The following is a 16,279-nucleotide window of genomic DNA, read 5'->3' as shown; positions in this document are numbered from 1 at the left end:
CGGTGAACGTGCCAGGGTGGCTCAGTCGCCACCACCCTGGCGACCCGGGCTCCCGGCGGAAAATCGCCGCTTCGCGGTACCCTCAGCTTTTTCCTTCAGGCTATCGGGTCGGGCATGAGCCTGCATCCATGCAAGCCACGCCCTCTCGGCGCTTCCCTGCGCCTCGCCCCGGCCTTACGGAAACGCTTCGGCGATTTACAGCCGGACCAGGGCATCGCTGAAAGTCCTCAGTTATTATGAAGGCAACGTTATTGCTTCTGCTTTCAAATTACTGGGGATATCTCTCCCTGTGGGAAAGGGTGGGCTGAGGGCACCAGGCCGCACCTTTCCCGTACTACAGCGCGTCTTCAATCACCCAGACGCTAACGCTTCCCCCGTTACAGAAGAACGTCCCTTCGCCATCCGCCGCCGTGGTCACGGTTTCCTCGCGGTTGCCTAAAAAATCACGCCAGGTCTTATTGCCGTAATTCTCGCCGAGGCAGATCGTCTTCTCACCGTCATCACCATTCGACAGCACCACCACACAGCCCGGGTGCTCCTCTGTCCCGCTGCGGCTAAACGCAATGCAGTTTGGATGATCGAAAAAGAGGGTTTGCACGCCGTGGGCAAAACGCTGCCGGGCGAGGATCAGCTCGTGGAGCTGTTCAATCACCGGCATATCAATGTGATACGTCTCACCATCCCCGCCAGTGTCGTCATAGCTGGCGCCAAAAAGATCCGGGTAGAACACGCTCGGCACGCCGTTTTCACGCAGCAGGATGAGCGCGTAAGCCAGCGGTTTGAACCAGGCTTCAACCGGGGCTTCCAGCGCCTGCAAGGGCTGGGTGTCATGGTTGGCCACCAGCGTTACGGCATGGAACGGATCGGCTTCCACCAGCGTACCGGTGAAAATCTGGCTCATATCGTAGTCGCGTCCCTGGCGTGACGCTTCGTGAAATTTCATTTGCAGTGGCGCATCAAACAACATGGTTTTGCCGTCCACCTGATTGATGTATTGCTGCAATTTATCCACTTCGTGAGACCAGTATTCCGCCACAATAAATAGCGGCTGCGGGGCCACCTCCTGGACATGTTCAATCCACTCTTTATAGAACCAGGCCGGAATGTGTTTTACCGCGTCCAGGCGGAAGCCGTCGCAGTGGGTTTGCTCCATCACCCAGCGCGCCCAGTATTTGATCTCCTCCGTCACCGCGTGGTTGCGAAAATCAATATTTTCACCCATCAGGTAATCGAAATTGCCCATCTCGTCGTCGACCTGATCGTTCCAGCCTTCGCCGGTGTAGTCGTTAACGATTTTGAAGATACCGTCCTCACTGGGATTTTCAATGTGGTCGATACCGCTAAAGCATTTGTAATCCCATATGAACTGCGAATACTGCCCGGCCCGAACGGGGAAGGTGTAGCGCGTCCAGGCTTCACATTCGATGATCTCATCGCTGATTTGGGTGCGATCCTGAGCATCCACGCGCTGCACGCGGACGGGTTCCTTTTCATCGGCCCCCATTTTATGGTTGACCACCACGTCCAGAAGCACCGCAATCTGGTTGCTTTTTAAGGCGTTGATGGCCTCCAGCAGCTGGGCTTTATCGCCGTATTTGGTGGCGACGCTGCCTTTCTGGTCAAACTCACCGAGGTCGAAAAGGTCATAAGAGTCATACCCGACGGAATAGCCGCCGGATGCGCCTTTGTAGGCCGGGGGTAACCAGACCATATTGATGCCGATTTCGTTCAGGTTGGGGGCTAATGCCGTGACTTCTCGCCACAATTCACCGCCGGTGGGGTAGTACCAGTGAAAACATTGTAAAAGTGTTGGGTTGCGCATGCACCATCTCCATGAGGTCGCGAAACTCAAGTATGGAGCAGGTTTGGCAGAAATGCCTGGCGAACGAAACGGTTAACGCTTGCCCGCCAGTTAAATGGCTAATTAATATCGCTATTACTTTGCGGAACCAGGACATGACCGCCCTGATTACCGTAGGTGGAGAGAACGGTTTTCTGGATGGAGGATTGCCCAACCAGCTTCGCCAGCTCATCCATTCTGGCTTGCAGCAATGTTTTTACCTGGCCTTCGTTGTCCAGGATCACCCGCAGCGTCGGGCGAAGCTGCTCCTGAATCTGCATCGAAGGTTCACTTTCCTGAGTGAGACGAGCCAGTGAGTGCACCGCATTAACATAGTCGGTTTCACAGATGATGAGATCATCCCATAGTCCCTGCCGCGCCAGTCGCAACATCAACTGGCTCTGCTCAAGGAGTTGCTGATAAAGGGCATAAAGTTGCGGTGCGTTACTCATTAGACGGCGTCCTGCATCAGTTGTGGCGTACCGGCAACCTCCTTCCACCCGTCAGCGATATTGCGCAGCAGGTTTTCCACCTCTTCGATGGCGCTGGCGTCGTTATTCACGTTGGCGTGCAGGAGGCGACGTACCATATAGGCATAAAGGGCAATCAGGTTTTGCGTAAGCTCATCACCGTTATTTTCCACCAGGCCAACCTTCAGCCCGTTTTCGATAATGTTGATGGCTTTTGAGAGCGCCAGCCCTTTAGCAGGAATATTACCGTCTGCCAGGAACAGACGCGCGCGTACCAGCGCGCTGAGGGCTCCATCAAATAGCATGATTACCAGCTGCTGCTGGCTGGCGCTCATCACCGCGCTTTCAACTTCTATCTTTGCGTAGGCCTGCGTGCCTTTTGCGCCGTACATGTTATCCCCCTCGGGTCTGATTAGCGTTTACTACTTGTTGCTGGACGTATTTTCGAACTGCTGCGTCAGGTAGCTGCTGGTAGAGTTCAGCGAGTTCATCATGACGTCTAATTGCGTAAACTGTTCTTTATAACGCGCTACCATGGTGTCGATACGCTCGCTGGCCGCGTTATATTGCTTAGTTAAATTGTTCAGGGTTTTACTGACACCATCTTTGGCAGCCTGAATGATGCCGGTGCTGGAGAGCCAACCTGTGAGGTTTGTTCCAACGGTGGTGGTGATACCGGATGTTTTCCCGTCACCGATCAGCAGGTCTTTGATACCAGCCGCGCTGTTTTTCATTGCCGCGCTAAGCTTGTCATCATCCACTTCCAGTTTACCGGTGCTTGGGTCGGTAGTGATGCCAGCTTGAGCCAGGGTCTTGATATTGGAACTGGTGTGAGGATTATTCAGCACGCTTCTCAACTGAGTCTGAATAGTGCGTAGCGTACTGTCGCCTAATAACGCGCCGTTACTGGTATTCTGAGCGTCTGAACCCGCATCCACAGCAGTATATTTTGTGAGGCTGCTGAAAGTATCTTGCAGGGAGTTATACGCCGTCACCCAGTCGTTTATCGCTTTGGTCGCTTTAGTGTTATCGGTAGTGATCGTTAAGGTCTGATTACCGGTTGTCACGTCGTTCAGGTTGAGAGTGATATCTTCCAGCGCATCACTGATTGTATTGCTGCTGTTTTCAATATCAACGTTATTAACTTTCAATAGCGCATTTTGGGCCGTAACGCTTTCCATCATGCCGTTAGTGGTATCTGCGCTATTACCGTTGTAGCCCATGAAGGACTGAAGTGCCGTATCGCCGCTGACACTAATAGTCATGGCATTGTCTTTACCGGTATCTTTTGACGTAATGGACAGACGATACTCACCATTACCGACGTTAATAATACTGGCACTTACGCCAGCATCCGCTTTGTTGATCGCATCTCGGATACCACTCAGAGATGAGTTTTCCGCACTGATATCAATAGTGACAGGTTTCTTGTCACCACCTTGCTGAATGGTGATGGTGCTGTCCGCCGTCGCAATCGCCGTTTTATTATCACTTTGCGTTTTAGCTGTTGTCAGGGTTTGCGCTTGCGCAAGCTGCGATACGTTAATGGTGTATTTACCCGCAATCGCGCTGCCGGTGGTTGTGGCACTGAAGGCTGTGCTGCTGCTGGCGGTGGTAGTCGCTGTAAACAGATCGGCTTTGCTAAGTGCAGTATTTGCCGTCTGGAAGGATTCCAATGCACTTTTCAGCGTGCCGTAGGCACTAAGTTTTGCTGTATAGGAAGTCTGCTGCTTAGAGATCGGCGTCAGTTGTGCTTTTTGTGCAGCGGTCAGACTGTCCAAAATGTCGCCTAACTGCAAACCTGATCCGACTCCCAACGTAGAAATACTTGCCATATTTATTCCTTAATGTAACGACACGTAGAACGAATAGTGGGGTTATCGGCCTCAACTCAGGAAAGTTTACGGTTAGGTTCAAATTTTTAATGGCGAGAATAACGCTATTGGAGAAGAGTATTTCTGTGGCTAAAAAAAATGATGCGATCCTGAAAAAAAATCTAAAGGTTGGTTTGGACCAGACGATAACACCATTGACGGCGATGAAGCCGAAGGGTGGAAACCCAAATCTAACCCACAGATTTGATGAACAACAGGAAACGTAATCATGGCACAAGTCATTAATACCAACAGCCTCTCGCTGATCACTCAGAACAACATCAACAAGAACCAGTCTTCAATGTCTACCGCCATTGAGCGTCTGTCATCTGGTCTGCGTATCAACAGCGCAAAAGATGATGCTGCTGGCCAGGCGATTGCTAACCGCTTCACCTCCAACATCAAAGGTCTGACTCAGGCTGCACGTAACGCTAACGACGGCATCTCTGTTGCACAGACTACTGAAGGCGCACTGTCTGAAATCAACAACAACTTACAGCGTATTCGTGAGCTGACCGTTCAGTCTTCTACCGGTACTAACTCCCAGTCTGACCTGGACTCAATTCAGGATGAAATCAAATCCCGTCTGGACGAAATTGACCGCGTATCTGGTCAGACCCAGTTCAACGGCGTGAACGTGCTGGCAAAAGACGGCTCCATGAAAATTCAGGTTGGCGCGAACGATGGCCAGACCATCACCATCGACCTGAAACAAATAGACTCTAATACTCTGAAACTGTCCGGTTTTAACGTTAACGGTAAAGGTGGCGTAGCCAACGCAGTTGCAACTGCAGCCGATATGACCGCTGCTGGCTTTACCCTGGCTGGTAATACGTACACAGGTTCTGCAGGATTTAAAGCTGCATCTTCTGCAGATGTATTAGGTAGCCTGGCAAATGGTGACACTGTCCTCAGTGCTGGCACTGTTGCTGATGGTCTCTCAGGAGCAGCAAATACCTACACCTACGATAAAGCAAACGACAAGTTTACTTTCGGTGTAACAGGCGCGACCTCTGCACAGGTTCTGAGCTACCTGAACCCATCTGCGGGCGACACTACCTCAGCTACCGTTACTATCGGTACAACTAAACAAGACGTCATCATTGCTAAAGACGGTACTTTAACCGCTAAAGATGATGGTGCTGCTCTGTATCTGGATACTACCGGCAACCTGACCAAAAACAGCGCGGGTACCCCACCAGTTGCAACACTGGCTGGTCTGCAGGCTAACGGCGGTGGTACTGCGATTGCTTCTTCTATTACCACTGCATCTGGCGAAACCCTGACTCTGGCAGGCGGTACGGCTGGTACTATCGATGTTACTAATGCCTCTATCAGCGCTGACAAACTGCAGAGCGGTGCTGCTGCAGCAGGTTATACAACATCTACCGGCTATGCCGTTGACAACGCCGGTGCGGTTAAAAACGGTGCTGCGGATGTGTATGTTGATAACAACGCTGCATTAACCACCACAAATACAGCTACTTATTTTGTTCAGACTGATGGCTCTATCACCAATGGTTCTGGCAAGGTTGCGCACAAAGATGCGAATGGTAAGATCACCACTGACGCTCAGACTGCTACTACTGCCACTACTGACCCACTGAAAGCCTTGGACGACGCTATCAGCTCCATCGATAAATTCCGTTCTTCTCTGGGTGCGGTACAGAACCGTCTGAGCTCTGCGGTAACCAACCTGAACAACACCACCACCAACCTGTCTGAAGCGCAGTCCCGTATTCAGGACGCCGACTATGCGACCGAAGTGTCAAATATGTCTAAAGCGCAGATCATCCAGCAGGCTGGTAACTCCGTGTTGGCCAAGGCTAACCAGGTTCCTCAGCAGGTTCTGTCTCTGCTGCAAGGCTAATCGCCTGATTACGCTTAAACCCCGCTTCGGCGGGGTTTTTTCTATCCACGCACAAGCGTAACCCCCCAAATAACCCCTCATTTCACCCACTATTCACCCGATTAAAACCCCTCCAGAATCGGATAATCATGCCGATAACTCAACTAACGCAGGGCTGTTTATCGTGAATTCACTCTATACCGCTGAAGGTGTAATGGATAAACACTCGCTGTGGCAGCGTTATGTTCCGCTGGTGCGTCACGAAGCATTGCGCCTCCAGGTGCGTTTGCCGGCGAGCGTGGAACTGGACGATCTGCTACAGGCGGGCGGTATCGGGTTATTGAATGCAGTTGACCGGTACGACGCTCTGCAAGGAACGGCATTTACGACTTACGCAGTGCAGCGTATTCGTGGTGCGATGCTGGACGAGCTGCGCAGCCGCGACTGGGTGCCGCGCAGCGTTCGCCGCAACGCGCGCGAAGTGGCGCATGCGATGGGGCAGCTGGAACAGGAACTGGGGCGCAACGCGACGGAAACCGAAGTGGCGGAGCGTCTGGGTATTCCTGTTGAAGAGTATCGTCAGATGTTGCTCGATACCAATAACAGCCAACTCTTCTCTTATGATGAGTGGCGCGAAGAGCATGGCGATAGCATCGAGCTGGTGACGGATGAGCATCAGCAAGAAAACCCGTTACACCACTTACTGGAAGGGAATTTACGCCAGCGCGTGATGGAAGCGATTGAAGCTTTACCTGAACGTGAGCAACTGGTGTTAACCCTCTATTACCAGGAAGAGCTCAATCTCAAAGAGATTGGCGCCGTGCTGGAGGTGGGCGAGTCACGGGTGAGCCAGCTGCACAGCCAGGCCATTAAACGCCTGCGCACAAAACTGGGTAAGTTATAGGTGAGTCATTCGCCTTGGAAATGCCGCACAACGTATTGACAACCAGGAGTTATCATGACGGTGCAGCAATCTAAAAGACGGCCTTTAAGCCGCTACCTGAAAGACTTTAAACACAGCCAGACGCATTGCGCCCACTGTAAAAAATTACTCGACCGCATCACGCTGGTTCGTCGCGGTGAAATCGTGAATAAGATTGCGATTTCCCGCCTCGACACGCTGATGGATGAAGCCGCCTGGCTTGAAGAGCAAAAAGAGTGGGTAGCGCTTTGCCGTTTCTGTGGCGATCTCCACTGCAAAGAGCAAAGCGACTTCTTCGATATTATCGGCTTCAAGCAGTTCCTGTTTGAACAAACAGAGATGAGTCACGGCACCGTGCGTGAATACGTGGTTCGCCTGCGCCGCCTGGGTCAGCATTTGACCATGCAAAATATCTCCCGCGATCTGCTGACGACCGGATACCTGGATGAAAATCTGGAGCCCTGGCTGCCCGCCACCAGTACCAACAATTACCGCATCGCGCTGCGAAAGTACGCGCAATATAAAGTCCAGATGCCGGGCGTCATAAAGCAGAAAGTCCACGCCGGAACAACTTCTGATATATATTAAAAAAGAATAAGATGTAGCGCAGCCGCCTTTGACGTTGCAGGCGATTTCTCTACACTACTCAAAAATTCCACTGTATCGGAGTACTTATGAAATTAGCAGTTCTGGGTCGTCAGGCGCTGATGGGGATGATGGCCGTTGCGCTGGTCGCGGGGATGAGCGTGAAAACGTTCGCGGCAGATAATCTGCTCAACAAAGTCAAAGAGCGCGGCACGCTGCTGGTTGGGCTGGAAGGAACCTATCCTCCGTTCAGCTTCCAGGGCGACGACGGTAAGCTGACCGGTTTTGAAGTGGAGTTTGCGCAAGAGCTGGCCAAGCATCTCGGCGTCAAAGCCTCCCTGAAACCGACCAAATGGGATGGTATGCTGGCGTCACTGGATTCCAAACGTATCGACGTGGTGATTAACCAGGTGACCATTTCTGACGAGCGTAAGAAGAAGTATGACTTCTCTACGCCGTACACCGTGTCCGGTATCCAGGCGCTGGTGAAGAAAGGTAACGAAGGCAGCATCAAATCCGCCGCGGATCTGAAAGGTAAGAAAGTCGGCGTCGGTCTGGGCACCAACTACGAAGAGTGGCTGCGCCAGAACGTGCAGGGCGTGGACATCCGCACCTATGATGATGACCCGACGAAATACCAGGATCTGCGCGTAGGCCGTATCGACGCCATTCTGGTTGACCGCCTGGCAGCGCTGGATCTGGTGAAGAAAACCAACAATACCCTGGCCGTCGCGGGCGATGCGTTCTCCCGTCAGGAGTCCGGCGTGGCGGTGCGTAAAGGTAACGAAGATCTGCTGAAAGCCATTGATGCTGCCATTGCTGAAATGCAGAAAGACGGCAGCCTGAAGGCGCTTTCTGAGAAGTGGTTCGGCGCAGACGTGACGAAATAAGTCTCTGACCGACAAAAAAAGGCGCTTTTAAAAGCGCCTTTTTTATTTCTCGCGCGTCTGCGTGCATAATGAAATAACAATTGTTTGCGTGACCGGAGGAACCATGTCACTACAGAATTTAACGCGCTTTCCCCGTCTGGAATTTATCGGCGCACCCACGCCGCTGGAGTATCTGCCGCGATTTTCTGACTATCTGGGGCGCGATATTTTCATTAAGCGTGACGATGTGACGCCCATGGCGATGGGCGGGAATAAGCTGCGCAAGCTGGAATTTCTCGCCGCCGATGCCCTGCGTGAGGGCGCGGATACGCTGATCACCGCCGGGGCAATTCAGTCTAACCACGTTCGCCAGACGGCGGCAGTGGCGGCGAAGCTGGGCCTTCACTGCGTAGCCCTGCTGGAGAACCCGATTGGCACGCAGGCAGAGAATTACCTGACTAACGGTAACCGCCTGATGCTGGATCTGTTCAACGTGCAGGTTGAAATGGTTGACGCGTTGACCGACCCGGCTGCACAGCTTGATGAACTGGCGACGCGCCTGGAAGCGCAGGGCTTTCGTCCGTACGTCATCCCGGTTGGCGGCTCGAATGCGCTGGGTGCCCTCGGCTATGTTGAGAGCGCGCTGGAAATCGCCCAGCAGTGCGAAGGCGCGGTGAGTTTGTCCTCGGTGGTGGTGGCGTCCGGCAGCGCGGGTACCCATGCCGGTTTAGCGGTCGGGCTTGAGCAACTGATGCCGGACGTAGAGTTGATTGGCGTGACGGTTTCCAGAAGCGTTGCGGATCAAAAGCCGAAAGTCGTCACCCTGCAACAGGCGGTGGCTGAACAGCTTGTACTTCAGGCGAAGGCGGAAATATTGCTGTGGGATGACTACTTCGCGCCGGGCTATGGTACCCCCAATGATGAAGGGATGGAGGCCGTTAAGCTGCTGGCCCGCCTCGAAGGTATTCTGCTTGACCCTGTCTATACCGGTAAGGCGATGGCGGGCCTTATCGACGGTATCGCCCGCAAGCGCTTTAAGGATGAAGGACCCATTTTGTTTGTTCATACTGGCGGGGCGCCTGCGCTGTTTGCCTATCATCCCCATGTCTAAAAATCAGGTAGAAAAATAATAATGCAAGAAAGTATTCAACTGGTTATTGATTCGCTGCCGTTCTTGCTTAAGGGCGCGGTGTTTACTTTACAGCTCAGTATCGGCGGGATGTTCTTCGGGCTGGTGCTCGGGTTTGTGCTGGCACTGATGCGCATGTCGAACGTCTGGCCGGTGCGGTGGCTGGCGCGGTTTTACATCTCCGTGTTTCGCGGAACGCCGCTTATCGCCCAGCTGTTTATGATTTACTACGGGCTGCCCCAGTTCGGTATCGAGCTGGATCCGATCCCGGCGGCGATGATTGGCCTGTCGCTGAATACGGCGGCGTACACCTCTGAAACGCTGCGTGCGGCGATCTCGTCCATCGATAAAGGACAGTGGGAAGCGGCGGCCAGTATCGGGATGACCCCGTGGCAGACGCTGCGCCGGGCGATCCTGCCCCAGGCGGCGCGCGTGGCGCTACCTCCGCTGAGCAACAGCTTTATCAGCCTGGTGAAAGACACCTCGCTTGCGGCGACCATTCAGGTGCCGGAGCTGTTCCGTCAGGCGCAGCTGATCACCTCGCGCACGCTGGAAGTGTTTACCATGTATCTGGCGGCCTCGCTGATTTACTGGGTGATGGCGACGGTGCTGTCCGCCCTGCAAAACTATTTTGAAAACCAGCTTAACCGCCAGGAGCGAGATCCAAAATGAGTGCAATTGACGTCAAAAACCTGGTGAAAAAATTCCACGGGCAAACGGTGCTGCACGGCATCGACCTTGAGGTTGAGCAGGGCGAAGTGGTGGCAATTATCGGCCCGAGTGGGTCAGGGAAAACCACGCTGTTGCGCAGCATTAATTTGCTTGAGCAGCCTGAAGGCGGGACGATCCGCGTGGGCAATATCACCATTGATACCGGGAAACCCATCAGCCAGCAAAAAGGGCTGATTCGCCGCCTGCGTCAGCATGTCGGCTTCGTATTCCAGAGCTTTAATCTCTTTCCGCACCGTACGGTGCTGGAAAATATTATCGAAGGTCCGGTCATCGTAAAGGGTGAACCAAAGGAAGACGCGACGGCCCGCGCCCGCGAGCTGCTGGCAAAGGTTGGCCTGGCCGGGAAGGAGACGAGCTATCCGCGTCGGTTATCTGGCGGGCAGCAGCAGCGTGTCGCCATTGCGCGCGCGCTGGCGATGCGCCCGGATGTGATCCTGTTCGACGAACCCACATCCGCACTCGATCCTGAGCTGGTCGGGGAAGTGCTTAACACTATCCGACAGCTGGCGCAGGAAAAACGCACGATGGTGATTGTGACGCATGAAATGAGCTTCGCTCGCGACGTTGCCGATCGGGCAATTTTCATGGATCAGGGGCGAATAGTAGAGCAGGGGCCAGCTAAGGCGCTGTTTGCCAATCCTCAGCAGCCTCGAACCCGCCAGTTCCTTGAAAAATTCTTAATGCAGTAGCATTTTCACGCTCAATTTGCTCCAGATGTCGCTTCTGGAGCAAATTATCCTCCCATAACTTCAGTTTTGTTGATTTTTTATTCCACCCGATGTGGATAAGCCATCGCCAAATTAAAGATAATCCGTCTGTGGTCGATATTTTATATAAATGATCCTGCTTTATGTGTTAGGTTATATTCACCATAATAATGATTATCTTTATCAGAGGCTTCATTCGGCAAGTATGAGGGATATAGACTTTTTCACCTGGCGACGGGAATGCGTCCTCCGGTTTCAGGAAATGACCTGTGCTGACGAGGTATATCAGGAACTTCAGCGACAAACGCAGGCGCTTGAATTCGATTATTATGCGCTTTGTGTTCGACACCCTGTGCCATTTACCCGCCCGCGAACATCCGTCCATTCCAGTTATCCGCAACAATGGATGGCGCAATATCAATCCGAGAATTATTTCGCCATTGACCCGGTACTGAAGCCGGAGAATTTCATTCAGGGTCATTTGCCCTGGACGGATGAATTATTCACGGATGCCCAGCAATTATGGGACGGCGCGCGGGACCACGGTTTACGTAAGGGAATAACCCAGTGTCTGATGCTGCCAAATCATGCGCTCGGATTCCTCTCCGTGTCATGTACTAGCTTACAGGCACACTCGATATCCAGTGAAGAAATTGAGCTGCGTTTACAAATGCTGGTTCAGATGGCGCTCACTACACTGTTGCGCTTTGAACATGAGACGGTGATGCCGCCGGAAATGAAATTCAGCAAGCGTGAACGGGAAATTCTGAAGTGGACCGCAGAAGGGAAGACGTCGGCAGAAATTGCCATCATTCTTTCCATCTCGGAAAATACCGTCAACTTCCATCAGAAGAATATGCAGAAGAAATTCAACGCGCCGAATAAGATCCAGATAGCGTGTTATGCCGCGGCGACTGGGCTTATTTGACTGATATCACGTTCTGCGTGTCAGACGAGGAAAAGGCTGAATGCATTGCATCCAGCCTTTTTTGTTACTGGCGGTAGGCTTGTTTAATTTGCTTAACTGTATTGGCAAAAACAGCGGATTCCGCCTGATCTTCCATCTGCGCGATCTGTTTTTCCATTTTAATGATCACACGTCCAGCATCAGCCTGGCCCATCGCCTGTAGCATTAGCGTCAGCAGCGACTTCAGGCAGTTTACTTCCTGTGCCAGTTCCTGGTTATTCTCGGCAGTGGCAAATTCAGGTGTGCTCATTTATTTTCCTCATTATAAAACAGCGCATGAGCGCGACGATGAAAGTTAAGGCGGCGGAGTATACCACAAGCTGCGGCAAAAAATGCAGTGGTTGTTTTTTATACTTTTACGCGTATTGATTATTGGCCGGTGCGGATTATGAAGGTAATCTGCCCAATATGTTAGCGACAATTAAATGTTTATCGCCGGTACGCCATCCGTTAATTGTTGTTACAAAAAAATGAGAGCATTTTTTAGTTTACGTTAACAAATGTTTTGGTGGCTTTTTGAATGCTGGTGCTAAAAAAATAGTGGTAAAGCCCAGTACACATGGGTTTTCTTTCCACTTACTGTACAGCCTAATTTCCAAAAACGAGACCCGAATCGTATAGCCGATTTTTTAGCGTTTTAATCTTGCATGGAAAACCGTTAATATAAACCCAATTAGCAGTCAGTAGCGTTATCCCTATTCTGGAGACATTTCCTTTGATCAACGTCCTTCTTGTTGATGACCACGAACTGGTGCGCGCAGGGATACGACGCATTCTTGAAGATATAAAGGGTATAAAAGTAGCCGGCGAGGCGTGCTGTGGCGAAGATGCCGTCAAATGGTGTCGCGCGAACTCCGCAGACGTGGTGCTGATGGATATGAACATGCCCGGTATTGGCGGGCTTGAAGCCACGCGCAAAATCGCGCGCATGTTCGTTGATACCAAAGTCATCATGCTTACCGTCCATACCGAAAATCCGCTGCCCGCCAGGGTCATGCAGGCGGGGGCTGCGGGGTATCTCAGTAAAGGTGCTGCACCGCAGGAAGTCGTCAATGCGATCCGCACCGTTCACGCAGGGCAGCGCTATATCGCTTCTGATATTGCTCAACAGATGGCGTTGAGTCAGATTGAACCGGAAAAAACGGAATCTCCGTTTGCCAGTTTGTCTGAGCGCGAATTGCAGATTATGCTGATGATCACTAAAGGTCAGAAGGTGAATGAGATTTCTGAGCAGTTGAATCTCAGCCCGAAAACGGTCAACAGCTATCGCTATCGGATGTTCAGTAAACTGAACATTCACGGTGATGTCGAACTGACTCACCTGGCCATTCGCCATGGTTTGTGCAATGCGGAGTCGTTAATAAGTCAGTGAGTGAAGCGTTCGATTCAAAAGCATTTCTGAAAACCGTCACCAGCCAGCCAGGCGTCTACCGGATGTATGATGCTGGCGGTACGGTTATCTATGTCGGTAAGGCGAAAGATCTGAAGAAACGCCTTTCAAGTTATTTCCGCAGCAACCTTGCCTCCCGTAAAACCGAAGCGCTGGTCGCACTTATACACAACATTGATGTCACCGTAACGCACACGGAAACGGAAGCGCTGCTCCTTGAGCACAACTACATTAAGTTGTATCAGCCGCGCTACAACGTTCTGCTGCGTGATGACAAGTCCTATCCGTTTATCTTCCTGAGCGGCGACACGCACCCGCGGCTGGCGATGCATCGTGGCGCTAAGCATGCGAAAGGAGAATATTTCGGCCCCTTCCCGAACGGTTATGCCGTGCGGGAAACGCTGGCGCTTTTGCAAAAAATCTTCCCTGTTCGCCAGTGCGAAAACAGCGTTTATCGCAACCGCTCCCGGCCATGCCTGCAATATCAGATTGGCCGCTGCCTGGGACCATGCGTTGAAGGGCTGGTGAGCGAAGAAGAGTACGCGCAGCAGGTGGAATATGTCCGCCTGTTTTTAGCCGGGAAAGACGATCAGGTGCTGACGCAACTGATTACCCGCATGGAAAAAGCCAGCGCGGCGCTGGAATTTGAGGAGGCCGCACGCATCCGCGACCAGATCCAGGCGGTGCGCAGGGTGACCGAGAAGCAGTTTGTTTCCAATACGGGCGACGACCTCGATGTCATCGGCGTTGCCTTTGACGCCGGCCTGGCCTGCGTTCACGTGCTGTTTATTCGTCAGGGCAAAGTGCTCGGCAGCCGCAGTTACTTCCCGAAAGTGCCGGGCGGGACTGAGATGGGTGAAGTGGTGGAGACATTTGTCGGCCAGTTTTATTTGCAGGGCAGCCAGATGCGTACGCTGCCCTCGGAGATCCTGCTCGACTTCACGCTGGACGATAAAACCCTGCTGGCGGACTCACTTTCAGAGCTGGCAGGTCGCCGGGTGAATGTCCAGACGAAACCGCGCGGCGATCGTGCGCGTTATCTGAAGCTGGCGCGAACCAATGCCGCCACGGCGCTGACCACCAAACTTTCCCAGCAATCGACCGTCAGCCAACGTTTAACCGCGCTTGCTGCGCTGCTCAAGCTGCCGGAAGTGAAACGCATGGAATGCTTCGACATCAGCCATACGATGGGTGAGCAGACCGTGGCGTCGTGTGTGGTCTTTGATGCCAATGGCCCACTGCGGGCAGAGTATCGTCGCTATAACATCACCGGCATTACGCCCGGTGACGATTATGCCGCCATGAATCAGGTGCTGCGTCGTCGCTATGGTAAAGCGATTGAAGAGAGTAAAATCCCGGACGTTATCCTTATCGACGGTGGTAAAGGGCAGTTGGGGCAGGCGAAGGCGGTATTCGAATCGCTCGACGTGGAGTGGGATAAGAACCATCCGTTGCTGCTAGGGGTAGCGAAAGGGGCAGATCGTAAGGCTGGCCTGGAAACGCTGTTCTTTGAGCCGGAAGGCGAGGGCTTTAGCCTGCCGCCAGATTCCCCTGCACTGCACGTGATCCAGCACATCCGAGATGAGTCGCACGATCATGCCATTAGCGGACACCGCAAAAAACGGGCGAAAGTGAAAAATACCAGTACCCTTGAGACGATTGAAGGCGTCGGGCCAAAACGTCGCCAGATGCTGTTGAAGTATATGGGCGGATTGCAAGGATTACTCAACGCCAGTATGGAAGAAATTGCAAAAGTGCCGGGTATTTCGCAAGGGCTGGCAGAAAAGATCTACTACTCGTTGAAACATTGAGGGCTCTGTAGCAACATAGAGCTAAATTTTACTGACAACAGACAGTTACCGTCATCATGCGATTTAATATCCCTACGTTGCTTACTCTCTTTCGCGTTGTGCTCATTCCGTTCTTCGTCCTGGCATTTTACCTGCCGGTCGTCTGGGCGCCTTTTGCCTGTGCGCTTATTTTCCTGATTGCCGCCGTGACGGACTGGTTTGACGGTTATCTGGCGCGTCGCTGGAACCAGAGTACCCGCTTTGGCGCGTTCCTCGATCCGGTTGCGGATAAGGTGATGGTGGCAATCGCGATGGTGCTGGTGGCGGAACATTATCATACCTGGTGGGTGACGCTGCCTGCCGCGACCATGATTGGCCGTGAGATTATTATCTCTGCCCTGCGGGAGTGGATGGCGGAGCTGGGTAAACGCAGCAGCGTGGCGGTGTCCTGGATCGGTAAAGTTAAAACCACTGCGCAGATGGCGGCGCTGGTGTGGATGCTGTGGCGTCCGAATGCCTGGGTAGAGTGGGCCGGCATTGGTCTGCTGTGGGTTGCGGCGGTGCTGACATTGTGGTCAATGCTGCAATATTTGAACGCTGCGCGCGGTGATTTGCTTGAACAGTGATCGTTTCGGCTTAATTTTCAGCAAACGATCCTGAGATGCAAAAAATAACGTTGACTCATAACGTCATATCAGTAGAATGCAACGCATCGAACGGCGGCACAGTAAGCCGGACGATAATGAAATCAAGTGCTTAGCAAGTCGTTAAATAGTTACTTGATAACATGCGGGAATAGCTCAGTTGGTAGAGCACGACCTTGCCAAGGTCGGGGTCGCGAGTTCGAGTCTCGTTTCCCGCTCCAGATTAATGCATCGGCAGTTTGCGGGTGCTGGTCGAAAGACAAAAGATTTAAGGCGCGTTAGCAAAGCGGTTATGTAGCGGATTGCAAATCCGTCTAGTCCGGTTCGACTCCGGAACGCGCCTCCACTTTCTTCCCTGGCCGGATGGTGGAATCGGTAGACACAAGGGATTTAAAATCCCTCGGCGTTCGCGCTGTGTGGGTTCAAGTCCCACTCCGGCTACCATGGGAAAAGTAGAATAAAATCAATGATAAGCAGTGTCGTGTAAACCACCGAAATGAAGTGAACCCCA

17 protein-coding genes and 3 tRNA genes are annotated in these 16,279 nt (G+C 52.6%); 15 read left to right on the top strand and 5 right to left on the bottom strand.

Features of this window, described 5'->3' with window-relative positions; translation table 11 throughout:
* Nucleotides 1-334: 334 nt before the first annotated feature.
* From amyA to fliD, 4 genes are all read right to left on the bottom strand, one after another.
* Nucleotides 335-1,822: an alpha-amylase gene (gene amyA, locus CKK19_RS08230; protein ID WP_063853254.1), complete on the bottom strand. Its 1,488-nt coding sequence runs from the start codon at nucleotides 1,820-1,822 to the stop codon at nucleotides 335-337.
* A gap of 98 nt (nucleotides 1,823-1,920) precedes the next feature.
* Nucleotides 1,921-2,292: a flagella biosynthesis regulatory protein FliT gene (fliT, locus tag CKK19_RS08225; RefSeq protein WP_006811148.1), complete on the bottom strand. Its 372-nt coding sequence runs from the start codon at nucleotides 2,290-2,292 to the stop codon at nucleotides 1,921-1,923.
* A complete protein-coding gene (gene fliS, locus CKK19_RS08220) occupies nucleotides 2,292-2,702 on the bottom strand; it encodes a flagellar export chaperone FliS (RefSeq protein ID WP_003859616.1) in 411 nt (136 codons plus the stop codon). The genes fliT and fliS overlap by 1 nt, the downstream gene beginning before the upstream one ends.
* Before the next feature lie 30 nt (nucleotides 2,703-2,732).
* Nucleotides 2,733-4,145, bottom strand: a complete 1,413-nt coding sequence (gene fliD, locus CKK19_RS08215; RefSeq protein ID WP_063853253.1) for a flagellar filament capping protein FliD — start codon at nucleotides 4,143-4,145, stop codon at nucleotides 2,733-2,735.
* Between the two features lie 125 nt (nucleotides 4,146-4,270).
* Between fliD and CKK19_RS08210 the strand changes: the two genes are divergently transcribed.
* The 9 genes from CKK19_RS08210 to sdiA all read left to right on the top strand — a co-directional run bounded on the left by CKK19_RS08210 (nucleotide 4,271) and on the right by sdiA (nucleotide 11,905).
* Entirely contained in the window at nucleotides 4,271-4,411 is a 141-nt protein-coding gene (locus CKK19_RS08210) for a hypothetical protein (protein ID WP_154816805.1), read from the top strand.
* A 2-nt stretch (nucleotides 4,412-4,413) separates the two neighbouring features.
* Nucleotides 4,414-6,054: a FliC/FljB family flagellin gene (locus tag CKK19_RS08205; protein WP_022648544.1), complete on the top strand. Its 1,641-nt coding sequence runs from the start codon at nucleotides 4,414-4,416 to the stop codon at nucleotides 6,052-6,054.
* A gap of 163 nt (nucleotides 6,055-6,217) precedes the next feature.
* Nucleotides 6,218-6,937 carry an RNA polymerase sigma factor FliA gene (locus CKK19_RS08200; RefSeq protein ID WP_003859623.1) on the top strand — a complete coding sequence of 240 codons (720 nt, stop codon included), beginning with the start codon at nucleotides 6,218-6,220 and terminating at the stop codon, nucleotides 6,935-6,937.
* A 54-nt stretch (nucleotides 6,938-6,991) separates the two neighbouring features.
* Entirely contained in the window at nucleotides 6,992-7,543 is a 552-nt protein-coding gene (gene fliZ, locus CKK19_RS08195) for a flagella biosynthesis regulatory protein FliZ (RefSeq protein ID WP_023300482.1), read from the top strand.
* Nucleotides 7,544-7,629: 86 nt separating this feature from the next.
* On the top strand, nucleotides 7,630-8,430 hold the full coding sequence (gene tcyJ / locus CKK19_RS08190) for a cystine ABC transporter substrate-binding protein (RefSeq protein ID WP_023300481.1): 801 nt from the start codon (nucleotides 7,630-7,632) through the stop codon (nucleotides 8,428-8,430).
* Nucleotides 8,431-8,533: 103 nt separating this feature from the next.
* A complete protein-coding gene (gene dcyD, locus CKK19_RS08185) occupies nucleotides 8,534-9,520 on the top strand; it encodes a D-cysteine desulfhydrase (RefSeq protein WP_063199218.1) in 987 nt (328 codons plus the stop codon).
* Nucleotides 9,521-9,541: 21 nt separating this feature from the next.
* The gene (tcyL, locus tag CKK19_RS08180) at nucleotides 9,542-10,210 is read left to right on the top strand and encodes a cystine ABC transporter permease (protein ID WP_022648540.1); all 669 of its coding nucleotides are present in this window, start codon (nucleotides 9,542-9,544) and stop codon (nucleotides 10,208-10,210) included.
* Complete coding sequence (tcyN, locus tag CKK19_RS08175) at nucleotides 10,207-10,959, top strand: L-cystine ABC transporter ATP-binding protein TcyN (RefSeq protein WP_063853252.1); 753 nt, start codon at nucleotides 10,207-10,209, stop codon at nucleotides 10,957-10,959. Before tcyL ends, tcyN begins: the two co-directional genes overlap by 4 nt.
* Nucleotides 10,960-11,182: 223 nt before the next feature.
* Nucleotides 11,183-11,905: a transcriptional regulator SdiA gene (sdiA, locus tag CKK19_RS08170; RefSeq protein WP_032622448.1), complete on the top strand. Its 723-nt coding sequence runs from the start codon at nucleotides 11,183-11,185 to the stop codon at nucleotides 11,903-11,905.
* A gap of 64 nt (nucleotides 11,906-11,969) precedes the next feature.
* On the opposite strand, the gene CKK19_RS08165 is transcribed toward sdiA, so the two are convergent.
* Nucleotides 11,970-12,194 (bottom strand): DUF2594 family protein, encoded by a 225-nt coding sequence (locus tag CKK19_RS08165; protein WP_003859644.1) that lies wholly within the window; start codon nucleotides 12,192-12,194, stop codon nucleotides 11,970-11,972.
* Nucleotides 12,195-12,659: 465 nt separating this feature from the next.
* Between CKK19_RS08165 and uvrY the strand changes: the two genes are divergently transcribed.
* The 6 genes from uvrY (at nucleotide 12,660) to CKK19_RS08135 (ending at nucleotide 16,212) form a co-directional block, all read left to right on the top strand.
* Nucleotides 12,660-13,316 carry a UvrY/SirA/GacA family response regulator transcription factor gene (gene uvrY, locus CKK19_RS08160; RefSeq protein ID WP_017384478.1) on the top strand — a complete coding sequence of 219 codons (657 nt, stop codon included), beginning with the start codon at nucleotides 12,660-12,662 and terminating at the stop codon, nucleotides 13,314-13,316.
* Entirely contained in the window at nucleotides 13,313-15,145 is a 1,833-nt protein-coding gene (gene uvrC, locus CKK19_RS08155) for an excinuclease ABC subunit UvrC (RefSeq protein WP_022648536.1), read from the top strand. The genes uvrY and uvrC overlap by 4 nt, the downstream gene beginning before the upstream one ends.
* A 56-nt stretch (nucleotides 15,146-15,201) precedes the next feature.
* A complete protein-coding gene (gene pgsA, locus CKK19_RS08150; RefSeq protein WP_003859652.1) occupies nucleotides 15,202-15,750 on the top strand; it encodes a CDP-diacylglycerol--glycerol-3-phosphate 3-phosphatidyltransferase in 549 nt (182 codons plus the stop codon).
* A 163-nt stretch (nucleotides 15,751-15,913) separates the two neighbouring features.
* A tRNA-Gly gene (locus tag CKK19_RS08145) sits at nucleotides 15,914-15,989 on the top strand.
* Between the two features lie 51 nt (nucleotides 15,990-16,040).
* Nucleotides 16,041-16,114, top strand: a tRNA-Cys gene (locus CKK19_RS08140).
* Between the two features lie 11 nt (nucleotides 16,115-16,125).
* A tRNA-Leu gene (locus CKK19_RS08135) sits at nucleotides 16,126-16,212 on the top strand.
* Nucleotides 16,213-16,279: the final 67 nt, after the last annotated feature.

The organism is Enterobacter sp. CCUG 70166 (assembly GCF_020224095.1).
Taxonomy (GTDB): Bacteria; Pseudomonadota; Gammaproteobacteria; order Enterobacterales; family Enterobacteriaceae; genus Enterobacter; species Enterobacter intestinihominis.
The sequence above is the reverse complement of the archived record's forward strand: the minus strand, read 5'-3'. Positions and strand labels throughout refer to the sequence as shown.